Below are 18,312 nucleotides of genomic sequence, written 5' to 3'. Positions count from 1 at the left end.
CACTTAAAATATGTGCCTGTGTAAGCTTAGTTTTCGCGTGTATGGTTAAACTTAATATCAGGATAACGTTCCATTGATAAGTTTAGGTTTACACGACTTGGCGCGATGTAAGTAAGGTTATCCCCCCCATCTAGCGCTAAGTTGCTTTCGCACTTGCGTTTAAACTCTTCAAACTTTTTAGTATCGTCTGAACTTACCCAGCGTGCAGTATTAACACTGACCCCTTCATAAATAGCATCCACGTTGTATTCTGCTTTTAAGCGTGCAACAACCACATCAAACTGTAGTACACCAACAGCGCCAACGATAAGGTCGTTGTTAATAAGTGGTCTAAATACTTGCACCGCCCCTTCTTCTGATAACTGCACTAAGCCTTTTAATAACTGCTTTTGCTTGAGAGGATCTTTTAGACGAATACGGCGGAATAATTCAGGCGCGAAGTTAGGAATACCGCTAAACTTCAACTTTTCACCTTGGGTAAAAGTATCACCAATTTGAATCGTACCGTGGTTATGTAAACCAATAATATCGCCCGCATAAGCATCCTGCGCACGTTCGCGGTCGCCGGCCATAAAGGTTACCGCATCAGAAATGCTCACTTGCTTGCCAATACGAACGTGATTCATCTTCATACCTTGGCTGTATTTGCCTGATACGATACGCATGAAAGCAATGCGGTCACGGTGTTTAGGGTCCATATTCGCTTGAATTTTGAATACGAAACCAGTGAAGTTTTCTTCTGTTGCAAGCACTTGGCGATCTTCTGTTTCGCGTGGTAATGGTGACGGAGCCCACTCAGTTAAGCCATCAAGTACATGGTCAACACCAAAGTTACCTAGCGCCGTACCGAAGTAAACAGGTGAGAGTTCGCCCGCTAAAAAGAGGTCTAAGTCAAACTCGTGCGATGCACCCATTACCAGCTCAAGTTCTTCACGTAATTGCTCTGCTAGTTCGCTACCGATGGTTGCATCTAGCTCAGGGTTATCTAAGCCCTTAATTGTACGAACTTCCTGAATAGTGTGGCCTTGGCCGGTGCTATATAAAATCGTTTCTTCGCGGTGAATATGGTAAACACCTTTGAATTCTTTACCACAGCCAATCGGCCATGTTACTGGTGCACATGCAATGTTTAGTTCGGTTTCTACTTCGTCTAATAACTCCATAGGATCACGAATATCACGGTCACACTTATTCATAAAGGTAACGATTGGTGTGGTACGTAAGCGCGTTACTTCCATTAATTTACGTGTGCGATCCTCAACACCTTTTGCCGCATCGATAACCATTAAACACGAGTCAACTGCGGTCAAAGTACGGTATGTATCTTCAGAGAAATCTTCGTGTCCTGGTGTATCAAGAAGGTTTACCAAACGCTGGTTATAGGGAAACTGCATTACTGACGTAGTTACCGAGATACCACGTTCTTTTTCCATTTCCATCCAGTCAGATTTAGCGTGCTGGTTTGAGCCACGACCTTTTACGGTACCTGCTTTTTGGATTGCTTGTCCGAATAACAGCACTTTTTCTGTAATGGTGGTTTTACCCGCATCCGGGTGCGAGATAATCGCAAAGGTGCGTCGTTTATTAATTTCGGTAGTTAAATTAGACATGTAAGCTGCTTTTAGTCATAACAAAGCACACCTAGCGGCTCTAAAAACGAGAGGCCTCGGTGCGCACTGAAAAATAAAATAGAATTGCGGGCATTATACCTTGTTTGTCTTAGCCAAAAAAGCAGCGATTGTAAGTAATTATTCCCCCTTGATAAGCAATTTTCGTTGTTCACTTTTTTGCTAAGCTTGTGTAATCAAGTTGTAACGCATACTATTGACAAATTGCACGGAGGGATATCAATTTAGGTCATGAAAACCAGTAAGCTCAGTATTCGATTATTATGGTATATCACGCCATTAGTGATCTTACCTTTGTTGTTTTTAGGTGGCTTTACGTTAACCAATGTGACCAATTCAACAAAAAAACAAGCAGAGCTTATTGTGAGTCGCTTTGTTGAGCAGCAACAGCATAAAATTTTCAACTATATTGACTCATTTCATTCTATTACTCGCCTTTTATCAACCTCTCCGGTACTTGCCGATTTTTTAGCACGCGAGCCTAATTCGAAAAATCAGTATATAGAACACCTCGGCGAGTTAATGAATGTATTTGCCAGTTACTCAGAAGCGTACCCCGATATTGTCAGCATTAACTATGTTGACTCGCAAGGTAAAAGTGATGCGTTTTATTCGAGCCAATTAACTCCTGCACCTAAAAGTTACCCGTTTTTTGATCAAGTTCTACAGTCTAATTTGCGTCAACAACAATTTATGATCCCCAAAGAAGATGGCTCAACCAGTCTTTATTTTGTGCACCCTATTTACAATATCGACTATTACTTAAAACGACCCCAAGAGTTAGGCTTTATCGTTGTTCATGTTGAACCATCAATTTTGAACACCAGTATTTTAGAAGCCCCTTTTAATAACACCTTAAACCTATTTTTAACCAGTAAAGGGCAAATACTCTTTAGCTCCGACTACGATTTACGGGGCAACTATTTAAGTGAGTATGAATTAGAACAAATTAAAGGCTTGGCCGATTATGGCAAGCTGTCTAGCATTGAACTGTCAAGTATCGATAAAGAAGAGCGTATTATTTATGCGGTACAAATGACTGATGGCGATTATTACGTATCGACCACGCCCAAAGATTTACTTTACCAATCTGGTAAAGCCATTAGTTTAATCACCGCGCTGATTGTGATCATCTCGGTTATTTCGTTACCCATTTTAATTTATATTGTGGTACGCAATTTACTACTCACCCCTGTTGAGTTATTGGGTGCGGCCAGCCATCGCGTTGGTGATGGTGACTTATCGGTGTATTTACCCGCCCACACCAATGATGAAGTCGGTGTATTATTTAACGACTTTAACCACATGGTGAACCAGATTCGTCATTATCAAGATGAGTTAAAAGAGTATAAACACCACCTAGAAGATAAAGTTGAAAGCCGTACAAAAGCACTTGAAGCAATGAATAACAAGCTTGAAATAGCCATTGCACAAGCTGAACAAGCGAATCAACTTAAAAGTCGTTTTTTAGCGAATATGAGTCATGAAATTCGCACGCCTCTTACTGCCATTATGGGGTTTACCGAACAGCTACTACACAATAAAGATGCCGTGAATGACGACCAGCATTTAAGCACTATTTTAAGAAACTCAAAACACCTGCTTGAGCTCATTAATAACATTCTCGACTTATCAAAGATTGAAGCTGAGAAGCTTGCTGTAGAGTGTGGGCCATGCTCAGTCGTCCAATTAATTCATGATCTTGATTCGATTATTCGCCCACTGGCAAACGAAAAACGATTAGAGTTTACAATTAACTACAGCCTGCCAATTCCTAAAAGTATTAACAGCGATACGACCCGTTTAAAGCAAATATTAATCAACATAGCCAGTAATGCGGTGAAATTTACCGAACAAGGGCATATCTCCATTGAAATTCGCTACAACAGTGCAAAACAATATTTAGAATTTGCGATTCAAGATACAGGTATTGGTATGTCAGAGCGCGAAGTTGAACGGGTGTTTAAACCGTTTGAACAAGCCGATGCCACAACAACTCGCCGCTTTGGCGGTACTGGGTTAGGACTTTGTATTTCAAAAAACTTGGCTCAGCTATTAGGAGGGGATGTTTACCTTAAGAGCGAGCCCGGTATAGGCAGCTGTTTTACAGTGCAAATTGCGTGTCACCTAAAACCAGAGCAACAACAAAATGACGCCTTTATTCATAACTTAGAGCAATTGTCTCCAAGCAAAGATCTACAGCTTTCTTTTGCCTCAAATAGTTTTGATGCAAATATATTGGTCGCTGAAGATAACCCTGATAACCAATTGCTTATCAAACTGTTATTACAGACCTGGGGACTTGAGCCAGACATCGCGAAAAACGGCGCAGAAGCCGTTGAAATGGCACTCGTCAATGACTACCAACTCATTATTATGGACATGCAAATGCCTGTTATGGGTGGTTTAGAGGCGACGCAAATGCTGCGCCATGCAGCCTACGATGGCCCAATCATCGCGCTTACGGCAAATGTAATGAAAACCGATGTTGACACCTATCTCGAAGCAGGCTGCGATGAAGCACTTGCAAAACCGATTGATAAAAATGCCCTTGAGCAAGTGCTGGTTAGTTATTTAAATATTGAAAAAGACAGTCAAAACAAGTGGGAAAATTTACTCAAAAGTGAGAAGTTCCAGCAAATTAACGACAACTACCGTTCTAAATTACCTGACTACCTCAACCAAGTCGTGCAGTTGTACCGAACTAAAGAGTGGGAAGCATTACGCTCGCTGGCACACAGTCTAAAAGGCAGTGCGGGTTGCTTTAGCTTTGAGGAAATCCATGAGACTGCGGGGCAACTCGAAACGGCACTACGCAGTAACCAAGCCCAGCAAATAGAACAAAGTTACGAAATGCTTATCAGTGCGTTAAAAAAGGCTTCTTAAACGCTAGAAGCGTAAAGTTAAGCCCATTAAAATGGCATCTTCGTTACCTGTTGCTGTCGGATAATAATTTTTTCGCACCGACATATGAGAAAAACCTGCACGCTCATATAGTGCAATGGCACGCGTGTTTGACTCTCGCACTTCTAAAAATAGATTCTCAGCGTGCTGTTGCTCACCATGATGAATAAAAGCATCTAAAAGCTGCTTTGCAATGCCCTGCCCCTGATGACTTGGCGCCACACAAATATCCATTAACGTGTAGTCAGGCCCAGCTTGCTCACCAATGTAAAAACCAAGCATCTCATCACCTTTAAAAGCGGCAAGATTAAAGTAACGTCCAGCTAAACACGACAACATGGTTTTTTCGGTCCATGGGTGACTGTGACAGGCATTTTCGATTGTCATTAGCTGAGTTATATAATTTGCATCAACAGGCTTAAAGCTTATCAAGTTGTTCACCAATTAAAGTCCACAATTGTTTTTTTTGCTCACTGTTAAGTTTCTCACTTGGTAAGGCTAAACAGCCATCCTGCCAGCTTATATTTGGCGCTTTGACAACGTGTGTAATCACCAAAGGAGCACATGCTTTTTCAAGATCGTGATGAAACTGTAACGAGAGTGTAAGCGGCGTTTTATCAGACATTGACGCATGTTCTACTTGAACATCAGGCACTGTTCGATAGTGTTGGTTTAACTCTAAAGATTGTACAGAAAATATCGCAGCGTAACTTGGATTCATAACAACTCAATCATGATTAAGAGCAAGTAATATAGGGAGATTTGCGATTAAAGTAAAGCGGGAAGAAATGGCAGGGGCGGAGAGATTCGAACTCCCAACCGTCGGTTTTGGAGACCGCTGTTCTACCAATTGGAACTACGCCCCTGCAATGACGATGAATTATATAGAGCTTTTTATAAAGGTAAAGTAAAAAAACACAGTTTGTGGTTCAACTGCTTTCAAAATAAACAAAACGGCGAATTAGCAAGCTAATCCGCCGTTTTTTATACGATAGTTACAGAAATAAAAGGATTATTCCCACTCGATAGTTGCAGGTGGCTTACCTGAAATATCGTAAACAACGCGTGAGATACCATCAATTTCATTAATGATACGGTTAGACACCACCCCCAAGAACTCATAAGGTAAGTGTGACCAACGTGCTGTCATAAAGTCGATTGTTTCTACACAACGCAGTGATACAACCCAATCATACTTACGCGCATCACCCATTACACCGACTGATTTAACAGGTAGGAATACCGTAAACGCTTGGCTTACTTTGTGGTAAAGCTCAGCTTTGTGTAGCTCTTCGATAAAGATAGCGTCTGCACGGCGAAGTAAATCACAGTATTCTTTCTTGATTTCGCCCAGTACACGTACACCTAAACCTGGCCCTGGGAATGGGTGACGGTAAAGCATGTCGTACGGTAAACCTAACTCAAGACCGATTTTACGTACTTCGTCTTTGAATAGCTCACGTAAAGGCTCAACAAGACCCATTTCCATGTCGTCTGGTAAACCACCTACGTTGTGGTGAGACTTGATTACGTGTGCTTTACCTGTTGCTGATGCAGCAGATTCGATCACGTCTGGGTAGATAGTACCTTGACCTAACCAACGTGCATTCTTCAGTTTCTTCGCTTCTGAATCAAATACTTTGATAAATGTATGACCAATTGCTTTACGCTTGTCTTCTGGGTCTGATTTACCGGCAAGATCTGCAAGGAATTGATCTTCAGCATCTACTTTGATGATGTTTAGGCCAAACTTGTTACCAAACATATCCATGACTTGTTGGCCTTCGTTTAAACGAAGTAAACCGTTATCAACAAATACACAAGTCAGCTTGTCGCCAATCGCACGGTGAATAAGCATCGCAACAACCGATGAATCAACACCACCTGAAAGACCTAAGATAACTTCATCGTCACCGACTGTTTCTTTAATTCGCTCAATCGCATCGTCGATGATTTTTGCAGGTGTCCAAAGCTTTTCACAGCCACAGATATCAATCGCAAAACGCTCAAGAAGACGAAGACCTTGGTGAGTATGTGTCACTTCTGGGTGGAATTGTACGCCGTAAAAACGCTTTTCTTCCCATGACATAGCAGCATGTGGACACGTTGATGTTTTAGCAGTCGTTTTGAAAGTATCAGGTACTTCCATTACTTTATCGCCGTGGCTCATCCATACATCAAGTACGCCTGCGCCGCCATCTGTAATGTGATCTTCAATAGCATCGAATAACGCACAGTTGCCTACTTTTTCAACTTGCGCATAACCAAACTCTTTCTTATCTGAGCTGTGTACACTTCCGCCAAGTTGCATTGCCATTGTTTGCATGCCGTAACAAATACCAAGTACAGGCACGCCTGCATTAAATACATACTCTGGAGCACGTGGGCTGTTATCAAGCGTTGTTGACTCAGGGCCACCCGACAAGATAATACCTTGTGGGTTAAACTCGCGGATTTGCTCTTCTGTTACATCCCAAGCCCACAGCTCACAGTAAACACCAATTTCACGTATACGACGTGCGATTAATTGCGTGTATTGCGAACCAAAATCTAAAATGAGAATTCGTGAATCGTGAATGTCTTTGCTCATGGAGTATCTCGTTAGTCAGGAACTGCTCTCCCACAGGGGAGATGAAAAATAAATAAGGGCTAGCATATGCTAGCCCATGTAATTTCAATACGTTACGGTTATTAACCTAAACGGTAGTTTGGCGCTTCTTTGGTGATTTGCACATCGTGAACATGTGATTCACCCATACCAGCCGACGTTACACGGACAAACTGAGGTTTAGTATTTAACTCTTCAATTGTCGCACAGCCAGTTAAGCCCATTGCACTGCGAAGACCACCCACTTGTTGGTGAATGATTGTCGCAATAGGTCCTTTATAAGCAACACGGCCTTCGATACCTTCAGGAACAAGCTTGTCTGCTTCGTTCGATTTCTGGAAGTAACGGTCTGATGAACCTTCTTTTTGGTTCATCGCACCAAGGCTACCCATACCACGGTATGACTTGTAGTAACGGCCTTGATATAGCTCAACTTCACCTGGTGCTTCTTCTGTACCCGCGAGCATTGAACCCACCATGACACATGATGCACCCGCAACCAGTGCTTTTACGATATCGCCAGAGAAACGAATACCACCGTCAGCAATAACAGGAATGTCACGGCCTTTTAAGCCTTCAACTGCATCTGAAATAGCGGTGATTTGTGGTACACCACATCCTGTAACGATACGTGTAGTACAGATAGAGCCTGGGCCAATGCCCACTTTAACGGCATCAACACCCGCATCAGCAAGGGCAATTGCACCTTCAGCTGTCGCAACGTTACCCGCTACGATTTGTAAATCTGGGTATGTTTGACGAGTTTGTGCAACACGGTCGATAACACCTTGTGAGTGACCATGAGAAGTATCGATAAGTAATACGTCAACACCAGCTTCAACAAGGGCAGCGATACGCTCATCAGTACCTGGGCCAACACCTACAGCAGCGCCTACACGTAAACGACCTTGCTCGTCTTTACATGCGTGAGGTTTGTCTTGTGCTTTTTGATAATCTTTTACAGTGATCATGCCTTTCAGTTTAAATGCATCATCAACTACAAGAATTTTTTCGATACGGTGCTCGTGCATGAGACCTAAAATTTCATCGCGGTCTGCACCTTCTTTTACAGTCACTAACGATTCTTTTTTCGTCATCACTGTAGAAACAGGCTGCTCAAGTTTAGTTTCAAAACGCATATCACGGCTTGTAACAATACCTACAAGGTTATTGTCAGCGTCGGTTACAGGGAAACCTGAAAAACCTTTTTCTTCTGAAAGCGCGATAGCATCAGCAATTGTTAGATCCGCAGTCACAGTAACAGGGAAAGAAACAATACCTGCCTCGTACGTTTTTACTTTACGTACGTTTTTAGCTTGCTCTTCGATTGTCATGTTTTTGTGGATAAAACCTAAACCGCCTTCTTGCGCTAGCGCAATCGCCAAGCGAGCTTCTGTTACAGTATCCATAGATGCTGAAACTAGCGGCAAGTTAAGTTTGATACCACGCGTTAAGCGAGTTGAAATATTTGCCGTGTGTGGCAAAACAGTAGAATGACCTGGTACTAAAAGTACGTCGTCAAAGGTAAGAGCTTCTTTAGCAATTCTAAGCATTTTGGCAACTTCTCACATGTGGATCTGAGTATAAGGAATTGCGGCCAAATTTTATCAGCGTTATGCGCATGAGTAAATAAAATTCCGCATTTATTTATGATAAAGTAGACGCAGTTTATTTTATTGGGGTTTTAAATGGCTTTAACGCACTCAACACAGCCTATTTATACGGTCTCGCGCCTAAATAAGGAAATTCGCCATGTTTTAGAGCAAGGCTTTTCATCACTTGTGTTAACAGGCGAGATTTCTAATTTTATTGCCCCGGCTTCAGGCCATTGGTATTTCACTTTAAAAGACGACAGAGCTCAAGTGAAAGCGGCTATGTGGCGAGGCAATAACCGTGGACAGACTTTTCGCCCAACAAATGGCGCGCAAGTCACAGTGCGTGCTCGGGTTTCATTGTACGAACCGCGCGGTGATTATCAACTCATTGTTGAGCATATGGCGCCGGCTGGTGAAGGGTTACTAAAACAAGAATTCGATGCACTGAAAATGCGCCTTGCCGCTGAAGGCCTTTTTAGTTCTGCACATAAAAAGCCCCTCCCCACTACGATAAACCGCGTTGGTGTCATTACCTCTGCGACCGGGGCTGCCATCCGCGATATTTTAACCGTTTTAAAGCGTCGCGCACCGCAGCTTGAAGTTGTGATTTACCCTGCCATGGTGCAAGGGGCTGATGCCCACAGCCAACTTATTGAAAAAATTAATATTGCTAACCAACGACATGAGGTTGATGTATTAATACTCGGTCGTGGCGGTGGCTCATTAGAAGATCTATGGTGCTTTAACAATGAACAACTCGCCCGCGCTATATTTGCCAGTGAATTACCTATTGTCAGCGCAGTTGGGCATGAGGTCGACACCACTATCAGTGATTATGTAGCCGATATACGTGCCGCTACACCTTCTGCCGCTGCCGAGCTTGTTAGCCCTAACACGCAGGAGCTACACAATAAAGTCAGTCAGTTAGTGAAGCATTTACACCATGCATTTAAACATACACTGTCTGTTAAACGCAGCACTGCGACACAGTTTGAACATCGTTTGCAGCTGTGTCATCCGCGTAACCAATTAAACCAGCAAACTCAAAAATTAGATGAGTTAACCCTCGCATTGCACAGCGCTATTAACGGTAAAATTCAGCATTATGAGCGCGTTCTTGCAAACTTAACACCGCGTTTAATGCAGCGTTCACCTGAAAAGCAGCTGGCCAGAAGCGAACATCAATTAGTGCAATTACATGGCCGTTTAACGCAAGCTATGCAACAACAGCTCTCAATCTCTCGTAACACCCTTTCACTGCAAGCAAGCCGTTTAGACTCGGTGAGTCCGCTAAGCGTGCTAGCACGTGGCTACAGCATCACTAAAAATGAGCACGGTCACGTTGTGAAGTCAGTGGCTGATATCAAATCAGGGGAATTATTGATAACTGAACTAGTGGACGGCCAATTAAAATCAAACGTGATCTAGCTGTGCGTTATTTACTGTTCAGTACTAACAATGATGCTCAGAGTATCGTCGCTTGATGTGGAAGAAGAGTATTTAAACTGCTTCCACCAGCCTTGCTCCATCAACTTATCGCTGATATTTCGCCAATAATGTGCAGGAAGTGAATCAACCCCTTCAGGCTGTTGCAATTTAAATTCACAGACGGAGGTTTTACAGTTGGCAACTGTCATATTTGGCTGTACAGGTAAATCGGCCATGATGAGAAAGTCTGCCATGGCTGTTTCTGTTTGATACGCCCATGCTTCATCACGCGCCTGCTCTTCTAATAAACTGTGCAATGCCTCGGTACGCGAATTAATCTGTTGAGGTGAGACAACCGCCGCTTTGTAACTGGCTATAATTGTTTGTTGATTTGCCACTTGCTGCTGTAACTCTTCAATTTGTTGCACAAGCTCAGTTGCCGTAGCGGATTCTATAGGCGCCTTGTTGAGTGGCTCATTTTGAGCGCTCATGGTTTCAGGTTTTTTAATGCTCACAGATGAGGTTTCATGCGGTTCATAACCAGCAACACTCGGCGCTGCTGGCTCAATGTCAGGCGTTGTTGTAGCAGAAAAAGATTGATAGAACGACATCGCAGCAGCGCCACATAAAAAAGACGCTGCAACGACTAACCCTAAAGATAATTTAGACACTTCCGTTGCCCTTTAAATAACAATTAATTGAAATTACAACATAGCACTCGTATGCGATTCATTGCTAGGGGTAGCAGCACTGTCATCTAAAAAGTTTTGATTCATGCTTTCTGCGGGGCATGGGCAGTTTGGTTTACCAACCACCTTAGCAGGCACCCCAACCACCGTTGTATGGGCAGGAACAGGACTCAATACCACAGAGTTTGCGCCGATACGCGCACCCTCACCGACTTCTATATTACCAAGTACTTTTGCACCCGCGCCAATTAAAACGCCTGCGCGAATTTTAGGATGGCGATCGCCTTGCTCATTACCCGTACCGCCTAATGTCACAGACTGTAGAATCGATACGTTATCTTCGATAACCGCGGTTTCACCAATTACAATCCCAGTTGCATGGTCAAACATAATACCATGACCGACTTTACAAGCAGGATGGATATCAACGCCAAATACTTCTGAGGTTCTACTTTGAATAAAGCGAGCAAGCTCTTTTCTGTTTTGCAGCCATAAACAATGTGCGAGCCGGTGTGCTTGTATTGCATGGAAGCCCTTTAAGTTAAGTATCACAGTTAAATAACTATCGGCTGCGGGGTCACGATCTTTAACAGCTTTTATGTCGTGGGCCACATGCGTTAGCATTAAGTCACATTTTACAAAGGCTTGGTCAAATAATTCACGAATAGTAAATGCTGACACGACGGCATCTGCCAGCTTATTAGCAACAATAAAACTCAGCGCCGACCCCAAACACTCATGATTTAACACACACGAGTAAACATGACTTGCTAATAATGGTTCGCGAGTAACGACTTCGTTTGCTTCTTCGCGAAGCTGTTGCCAAATTTCATGACGCATATTTTTGCCTTTCTGGTTGTACCTAACTGCTATGCCTTAAGTTTAACGGATTTGTAGCAAGATGTACTAACCCGTTGTTTATTTGTTCTGGTTATATCTAATAACCAGAGTGTCATCGCTACTTTTTTGTTATCAAACGGTTATTTTAGTGCAAGCCAATACGACAGTGACCGATACAACATCAATCGAACCACTTAAAATAATTCGCTTATATTTCAATAACAAAACCAATATGACATCTTGGCTGTCATATGCCAAAATAGGGACTGGCGTATCGCTGACGGCGTAAAAAACAAAAATAATCATTAAATTTACATCATCAACTTAACAAGGAAACGATGATGAAAAACGACGTACTAAACTCACATAAACTAGGTTATAAACTTTACTTTCAAGATGGTGATAACCAAATCGCATGCTTTGGTCACATCATGAGCGGCAAAGAAGAAATATATGTAAACGATGAATTGGTTAGTGAAAAGCGCAGCTTCGGCTTTAAAAGTCGTCACGACTTTAACTACCAAGATAATGCGTATGCAGTCGAATTTAAGATGCAAAATATGCTAACAGGCAAGCTTGAATGTTCGTTTTTTAAAGCTGGCAAATTGGTAAAGCAAAGCACGCAAACCGCACTGACTGATAACCCAAAACAAGTTGCTATGGTTACCTTAGGTTGCTTTATTGGGGGGGCTATTTTTGGTTTTGCCTTTATCACACTTATCGAGCCGTTTATTGGGAAGTAAGTGATGCAATTAAACCCTAATACAATTAAAACATTAAGGCTTAAGTTCGACTGGACACAACAGCAGTTGGCCGACGCCTGTGATGTGAGCCTACGAACCATTCAACGCGTTGAAAAAGAAGGTGCGGCATCAAAAGAAACCACCATGAGCCTATGTGCGGTATTTGAAGTACGCCAAGGTGAGCTTATCAAACTAGACGATGAACCAGCCGTTGAAAGCGAAGCAAAAGCAGTATCGAAGCAAAACTTGGCCGCAATTGTTGCAGCTTCATCGTGTGTTAGTTTTGCACTGGGTATGGCAACAGTATTTGTTATTTTTTAGGAGTGAACGATGAAAAAAGAACAGCGTGGTCACGCAGTACTCATCGCCTTTGTTGCAGCAACTTTGTTGTTAGCTATCGGCGTGGAAGTTGGCGCATTGTTATAACAAATAGATTAACTGTCAGAGTTGAGCCTTGGTGTGATTCTGGCAGAAAACTAAATAGCAAAACCTTAAAACCGACTCAACAGCCTCTCTATTACGTAAAACAGGTTACTTAAAAATATGAGTAACCTGTTTCACTGTTGTTTGAAGTATCGACTTATTCCCTGTTGTAACACCTTCACAATGCAGTAAAATGAACTGCGCAATAAATTAAGTGCTTCGGATTATTTTTTACATCAACAACAGTGAAAACTCAGCATTTATTGCTAATCTTAATTGAGTAGTCATGGTCAGGAACCAATGTGGTTGAATCAAAAGAATTTTTGAAATTAATACTTGATACCATCTCAGAACATATCGTTGTTATCAATGAGCTGGGCGATATCATATTTGTTAATCGCAGTTGGCAAACGTTTGGCGATGAGAATAATTGTGACTGCAATATTCAATGGCAGAAACAAAATTACTTAGCTATCTGCAAGTCAGCCGCAATACAAGGCGATGATTTTGGAATAAAAGCCTTAGCAGGTCTCAATAAAGTCATCAATCATCAAGAACCTGAATTTTACTTAGAGTACCCTTGTCATAGCGACATCGAAAAACGCTGGTTTATGATGCGTGCTGTGCCACTGGAGTATAATGCGCAGCGTTTCGTGGTGATTAGTCATTTAAACATCACTGAACGAAAACTTGCTGAACAGCAAGTTCAAGAGTTAGCGCACATTGATGGTCTGACACAAATTGCTAATCGACGTCATTTTGATGACTTTTATGAGCAAGAGTGGAGCCGCTGCATGCGACTCAAACTTCCCATATCGCTGGCGATGATTGATTTAGATAACTTCAAACTTCTCAATGATAACTTTGGCCATGTCGTTGGTGACACTTGCCTAAAAGAAGTCGCAAAAATACTGCCCGACTTCGCGCGTAGACCTGGCGATTTATGTGCAAGATACGGTGGCGAAGAATTTATATTAGTGTTGGGAAATACTCACTGTTTACAGGCTCAAATGCTATTAACGCGTTTTATGGCCGAGCTTACAGCATTAAAGCTCCCCGAACTGGCTGGCCACCCTTTAACAGTCAGTATTGGTTTGGCAACACTTGTGCCAAACGTCGCTGATAATGCCATGCAATTGATCGAAATGGCTGATAATGCACTTTATCAAGCGAAGGATACTGGCCGCAACAAACTTGTTGTTGCTGATCACTACCCGCAAACAAATAAAGAAGAGTGCCCCTAAAGGAGCACTCTATTGTGTGTTATTGAAACACCTTTTCTACATCAACGACTGATATATTTTTCGCTGGAATAGCGAGCTTATAATCAGCAATCACGTTGTCTTCCGCGACAAGTCCTGCTGGTTTTTCTGCGTTATAAACCATAGGCGATGTTTGCTCTGACGCTAAGCGCTTTTGCATGTCTTTACCGTCACCTGTAATAAACACATAGTGAATATTGTCGGTTTGCAGATTCTCGCGAATAACACGGTTCACATCCTCAAGTGTTAGCTTTTCAAGCTTGCCACGTACATAGTCAACAAAGCTCTCTGTATTATAAAACTCACTATCTAGCGCGTAGCCTAGTTGGCGGTCTTGGCTTGCAACCATTTGTGGCACAAAGTTAATTAAGAAGTTGCGCGTTGCTTCAAAATCTTCTTTGCTGATGCCGTTTTTAATAAGCTTATCTAACTCGAATAACGCGGTACGGGTTGCAAAGTGCGCATCGTTATTAGAGCGCAATGGACGCAGCCATACTTGGAAAATTTGCTCAGAGCGGCCTAAGTTCGCATCAGGCTTAGTTTGGAACATACCACGTGGGAAGTATTCAATGTACGCATAGTCACCATAGTTCATACCACGGGTTTGACGAATACGCTGATACAAGAAGCTATTCGAACTTCTGTGCTCGCCAAAGTATGAACGCACTAGCCATAATGCAGTCCAATCTTCACTACTACGAATCGTCTCTATTGGGAAACCAAACGACACGGCTGTTGATTGCGCCGACTTTTCAACAATGGTGGCATGGTGACCACTCAGTGCTGGCGCATCGGGAATTACTAAACGGCTTTCTTTGCCTTCTGGCAGCGATGTTAAATCTTTTAGCATCGCCGATTTTACATCGCTTGGAATCGCACCAATTAAACCTACGGTTAGTTTTGATTGTGTGAATTGCTTGTCGTAAAACGCTTTTACATCATCAAGCGTCAATGCTTCCAGATCAGATAAGTCACCATAGTTATAGCTTTCGTATGGGTGGCCTTTATACAGTTGATGATAAAGCACTTCTTTACCGAGCTCTTCATCGTTTGATGCTTTAAGCCCCGCTTTAATGCTATCGATAAGCTCTTTTTTCAGGCGTTTGAAGTCATCTTCTCTAAAACCTGGGTTGAGTAATTGTTCACTCACAAGCGCATACCACTGTGCCGCATTGTCTTTGTGTACACGACCGCGCAACGAAATCATCTCTTTATCGATTTGATACCCAAAGCTACCCGCGAGTGGGTATAACGCTTTTTGAATGTCTTTATAGCTCATCGTTTCTGAGCCACCTTTCGCAAGCATGGCTGCCGTTAATGCGGCGACGCCTTTTTTACCTGCTGGATCGGCCGCGGCACCGGTATTAAATAACCAGTTAACATCAACCAATGGTGAACTGTTGGTTTTATCGAGCACTTTAAAATGACGCTCTGTTGGCGCTTGTTCTGTACTTGCAACGGCTGCGTTTAGGTCAACTTCTTGCTCAAATCCTGCCACGTTATCTAAAGCCGACATCGTCACTGTAGTACGGCTTGAATCAACAAAGTATTTATTCGCTATCGCTTTAATGTCTTCTGGGGTGATGCTATCGGCAGTCGCATAGAGCTGATTGATTACCTCTGGATCACGCTCAAAATGCATGTAGCTTGCAAGTGTCGAGGCGATTGATTGCGATGAATCAAGCCCATTGATAAAGCTGTATTTTAAATTTGATTTTAAGTCTGCCAGTTTTTGGGCATCAACAAGCTCAGTGCGTGCTTGTACATATGTGCGGTTAATGGCATCACGTGCTTTTGCAAGATCGGCTTCGTTTTCTACTTTTACAAAGACATGCAATAACCCCGGATCTTTTGTATCAGGATTATAAGTGAACATTTGACTCGCGATTTGCTTATCAACCACCAATTCTTGATAAAGCGCTGAGTTATTTGAGAAATAAAGCTGTGAGATTAAATCAAGTGCGGCGCGATCTTTTTGCGTTGGATCCCACGCAGTGCCTTTATACGATACGAGTAACCAATGGCCTGGTAAACCGTCATTTTGCTCATGAATATATTTTGGCGCTTGTTGCTTTGGCTCTACTGGAATATCGGCTTGGTAATCACCTTTTTTCCAGTTACCCCAATGTTTTTTCACCATTGCCATGGTTTCTTGAGGGTCGACATCACCAACAATGACCAACGATACATATTCTGGTTTATAAAATTTTGCGAAAAACTCTTTCCCGTAAGCCATTTGATCTGGCATGGCTTCAATGTCTTCAAAAAAGCCCATCGTGGTGTGTTTATAAGTATGTTTCTCAAATGCTTCGTTACGCACTGCTGAAAGCAATTTACGAATTGGACTGGCATTATTTTTTAAGTACTCACCTTTCACTGTTAAGGCTTCTGTACGGAACTGTTCTTCGCTGTACGTGAGGTTTTGAAAGATATCAGCTTCAATTTCAAGCACTTTATCAAGGTGCTCTTTTGAGAAATTTAAATGATAGTTGGTGTAATCATTAGTAGTATACGCGCGGTTATCAACACCCGAATTTTTTAAAATATCTGAATACACATCTTGTGGGAATTTTTCTGAGCCTTTAAACATCATGTGCTCAAAAAAGTGAGCAAAGCCCGTTTTGCCTTCTTCTACTTCGTTACGAGAGCCTACCGACACGGGAATTTGTAATGAAACAACATCGGGGTAATCCGTTTTTACCACCATGACACGAAGACCGTTTTCTAGTTCTTCTAAAACGTAATCTTGGCTAAATACACGGTTATCTTCTTGGCTGACAACCTGTTCTATTTCGACTTCTTTAACCATATTTGATTGTGAATTCGTCGCACACCCGCTAAGAGCAAGCGTTACAGCAACACTGGTCGCTAATAATCTAAATGTCATAATGATCCTTTAATTTTACTTGTTAGTTATTTTTCTCATAATCAGTTGTGTTTGATTATGCATGAAAGTACTGGAAAATATGAGGGTCAAGGGCACAATTAATGTAAACAGGTGTGTCAATTTAAGATAACACCTCACCAGCAACTTGAATTAAATTCATGCTCATTGAAAAACTTTCAACAGAAAAATCTATCTAGACGTCTAAATGGCTGCTATATTATTTCCCATAGACGCAGGCACGAGCTGGAATGAGGATTATGGCTTTATCACTACAAGAGAAAATTGAAGACACCAATCAGGGTGTATACCTGATTGGTACCACACCGCCTAAATCAGGCACTGATAAAGCCATGCTTGAAACCATTGCACAAAAATTATTGGGTCGCCTTCATGAAATTGAATACGATGGTGTCATTATCTACGACATTCAAGATGAAAGCAGCCGTACAGAAAAGCCGCGTCCGTTTCCATTTAAAGAAACCGTAGACCCACGTGAGTACAGCCATTTGTTGCGTAGCCTTTCTCATTTAGATGTTATTACCTACAAAAGTGTTGCCCAGCGCGGTGAAGCTGAATTTACCGATTGGCTACACGAAACACGTAATGAGTTTGATTTAAAAAACCTAGTCTTGGTAGGTAGCCCATCTTCGCATGGCGATATCAAACTAAGTTTACCGGATGCTTATAACACCCTTGCTAAGCAAGACAATGATGTGTTTCTTGGCGGTGTGACTATTGCTGAACGCCATGCAAGCAAACGTAACGAGCATGACCGTCTATTAGAAAAAACAGAGCAAGGTTGTAAGTTTTTTATTTCACAAGCCGTGTACAACGCACAAGCAACCATTGATTTAATCACTAGCTATGCACGTAGCTGCAAAGCGTTAGGCATCGCACCTAAGCGTATAATTTTAACGTTTACACCCTGTGGTGGTGAGAAAACGTTAGATTTTATGGAGTGGCTGGGTATCTCTGTACCGGAGGCAACAAAATGGCGCATGCTTGATTCTGCAAATCCATTGAGTGAGTCAGTACGCATTTGCCGTGAGAATCTTGACCTCATATTACAAAGCTGCGCACATTTAGCGGTGCCACTTGGTTTAAATATTGAGAGCTTAACAAACCGTAAAGAAGAAATTGATGCGTCAATTAATCTTTACCGCTTACTTAAAGCAACCATGGAATTAAACCTAGCTGAAAAACAAATCGCTTAAATAATGTGCGCATTTATACCAATACGTTTAATTAACAGCGATTTTAAAACAAGAAAACGTGGTCGCTAGCAAAGAAATGCGGATAAGCATG

15 protein-coding genes and 1 tRNA gene are annotated in these 18,312 nt (G+C 42.2%); 6 read left to right on the top strand and 10 right to left on the bottom strand.

Annotation, left to right across the window (positions count from 1 at the left end):
• Window positions 1–26: 26 nt before the first annotated feature.
• A complete protein-coding gene (gene prfC / locus H3302_RS03665; protein WP_036970600.1) occupies window positions 27–1,610 on the bottom strand; it encodes a peptide chain release factor 3 in 1,584 nt (527 codons plus the stop codon).
• Window positions 1,611–1,859: 249 nt separating this feature from the next.
• Here prfC and H3302_RS03660 point away from each other — a divergent pair, with 249 nt between their 5' ends.
• Entirely contained in the window at window positions 1,860–4,514 is a 2,655-nt protein-coding gene (locus tag H3302_RS03660; protein WP_182396153.1) for a hybrid sensor histidine kinase/response regulator, read from the top strand.
• A gap of 3 nt (window positions 4,515–4,517) precedes the next feature.
• On the opposite strand, the gene rimI is transcribed toward H3302_RS03660, so the two are convergent.
• From rimI to guaB, 5 genes are all read right to left on the bottom strand, one after another.
• Entirely contained in the window at window positions 4,518–4,964 is a 447-nt protein-coding gene (gene rimI / locus H3302_RS03655; protein WP_065978446.1) for a ribosomal protein S18-alanine N-acetyltransferase, read from the bottom strand.
• Window positions 4,951–5,253: a hypothetical protein gene (locus H3302_RS03650; RefSeq protein ID WP_182396152.1), complete on the bottom strand. Its 303-nt coding sequence runs from the start codon at window positions 5,251–5,253 to the stop codon at window positions 4,951–4,953. Before H3302_RS03650 ends, rimI begins: the two co-directional genes overlap by 14 nt.
• Before the next feature lie 68 nt (window positions 5,254–5,321).
• Window positions 5,322–5,398: transfer RNA gene (locus tag H3302_RS03645), tRNA-Trp, on the bottom strand.
• A gap of 146 nt (window positions 5,399–5,544) precedes the next feature.
• Window positions 5,545–7,122, bottom strand: coding sequence for a glutamine-hydrolyzing GMP synthase (gene guaA, locus H3302_RS03640; protein WP_065978447.1), 1,578 nt, complete (start codon window positions 7,120–7,122; stop codon window positions 5,545–5,547).
• Window positions 7,123–7,223: 101 nt separating this feature from the next.
• Window positions 7,224–8,693, bottom strand: coding sequence for an IMP dehydrogenase (guaB, locus tag H3302_RS03635; protein ID WP_036970614.1), 1,470 nt, complete (start codon window positions 8,691–8,693; stop codon window positions 7,224–7,226).
• Window positions 8,694–8,828: 135 nt separating this feature from the next.
• On the opposite strand from guaB, the gene xseA reads away from it, so the two are divergent.
• Entirely contained in the window at window positions 8,829–10,163 is a 1,335-nt protein-coding gene (gene xseA / locus H3302_RS03630) for an exodeoxyribonuclease VII large subunit (protein ID WP_182396151.1), read from the top strand.
• Between the two features lie 11 nt (window positions 10,164–10,174).
• On the opposite strand, the gene H3302_RS03625 is transcribed toward xseA, so the two are convergent.
• The 3 genes from H3302_RS03625 to H3302_RS03615 form a co-directional block, all read right to left on the bottom strand.
• Complete coding sequence (locus H3302_RS03625; protein ID WP_182396150.1) at window positions 10,175–10,834, bottom strand: hypothetical protein; 660 nt, start codon at window positions 10,832–10,834, stop codon at window positions 10,175–10,177.
• 33 nt (window positions 10,835–10,867) lie between these two features.
• Entirely contained in the window at window positions 10,868–11,692 is an 825-nt protein-coding gene (gene cysE, locus H3302_RS03620; RefSeq protein ID WP_036970620.1) for a serine O-acetyltransferase, read from the bottom strand.
• Between the two features lie 132 nt (window positions 11,693–11,824).
• Window positions 11,825–11,998, bottom strand: a complete 174-nt coding sequence (locus H3302_RS03615) for a hypothetical protein (protein ID WP_155950843.1) — start codon at window positions 11,996–11,998, stop codon at window positions 11,825–11,827.
• Window positions 11,999–12,030: 32 nt separating this feature from the next.
• On the opposite strand from H3302_RS03615, the gene H3302_RS03610 reads away from it, so the two are divergent.
• The 3 genes from H3302_RS03610 to H3302_RS03600 all read left to right on the top strand — a co-directional run bounded on the left by H3302_RS03610 (window position 12,031) and on the right by H3302_RS03600 (window position 14,102).
• Window positions 12,031–12,435, top strand: coding sequence for a hypothetical protein (locus tag H3302_RS03610; RefSeq protein WP_065978449.1), 405 nt, complete (start codon window positions 12,031–12,033; stop codon window positions 12,433–12,435).
• 3 nt (window positions 12,436–12,438) lie between these two features.
• The gene (locus H3302_RS03605) at window positions 12,439–12,756 is read left to right on the top strand and encodes a helix-turn-helix transcriptional regulator (RefSeq protein ID WP_074989757.1); all 318 of its coding nucleotides are present in this window, start codon (window positions 12,439–12,441) and stop codon (window positions 12,754–12,756) included.
• 404 nt (window positions 12,757–13,160) lie between these two features.
• On the top strand, window positions 13,161–14,102 hold the full coding sequence (locus H3302_RS03600) for a sensor domain-containing diguanylate cyclase (RefSeq protein ID WP_182396149.1): 942 nt from the start codon (window positions 13,161–13,163) through the stop codon (window positions 14,100–14,102).
• A 19-nt stretch (window positions 14,103–14,121) separates the two neighbouring features.
• On the opposite strand, the gene H3302_RS03595 is transcribed toward H3302_RS03600, so the two are convergent.
• Window positions 14,122–17,007, bottom strand: coding sequence for a pitrilysin family protein (locus H3302_RS03595; RefSeq protein ID WP_182396148.1), 2,886 nt, complete (start codon window positions 17,005–17,007; stop codon window positions 14,122–14,124).
• 257 nt (window positions 17,008–17,264) lie between these two features.
• On the opposite strand from H3302_RS03595, the gene H3302_RS03590 reads away from it, so the two are divergent.
• Entirely contained in the window at window positions 17,265–18,221 is a 957-nt protein-coding gene (locus H3302_RS03590) for a methylenetetrahydrofolate reductase (RefSeq protein WP_065978452.1), read from the top strand.
• The last annotated feature ends 91 nt before the right edge of the window (window positions 18,222–18,312 follow it).

The sequence above is a fragment of the Pseudoalteromonas sp. MT33b genome (assembly GCF_014117385.1).
Lineage (GTDB): Bacteria > Pseudomonadota > Gammaproteobacteria > Enterobacterales > Alteromonadaceae > Pseudoalteromonas > Pseudoalteromonas lipolytica.
Note: the sequence above shows the minus strand (reverse complement) of the source record. Positions and strands in the feature narration are given on the sequence as shown.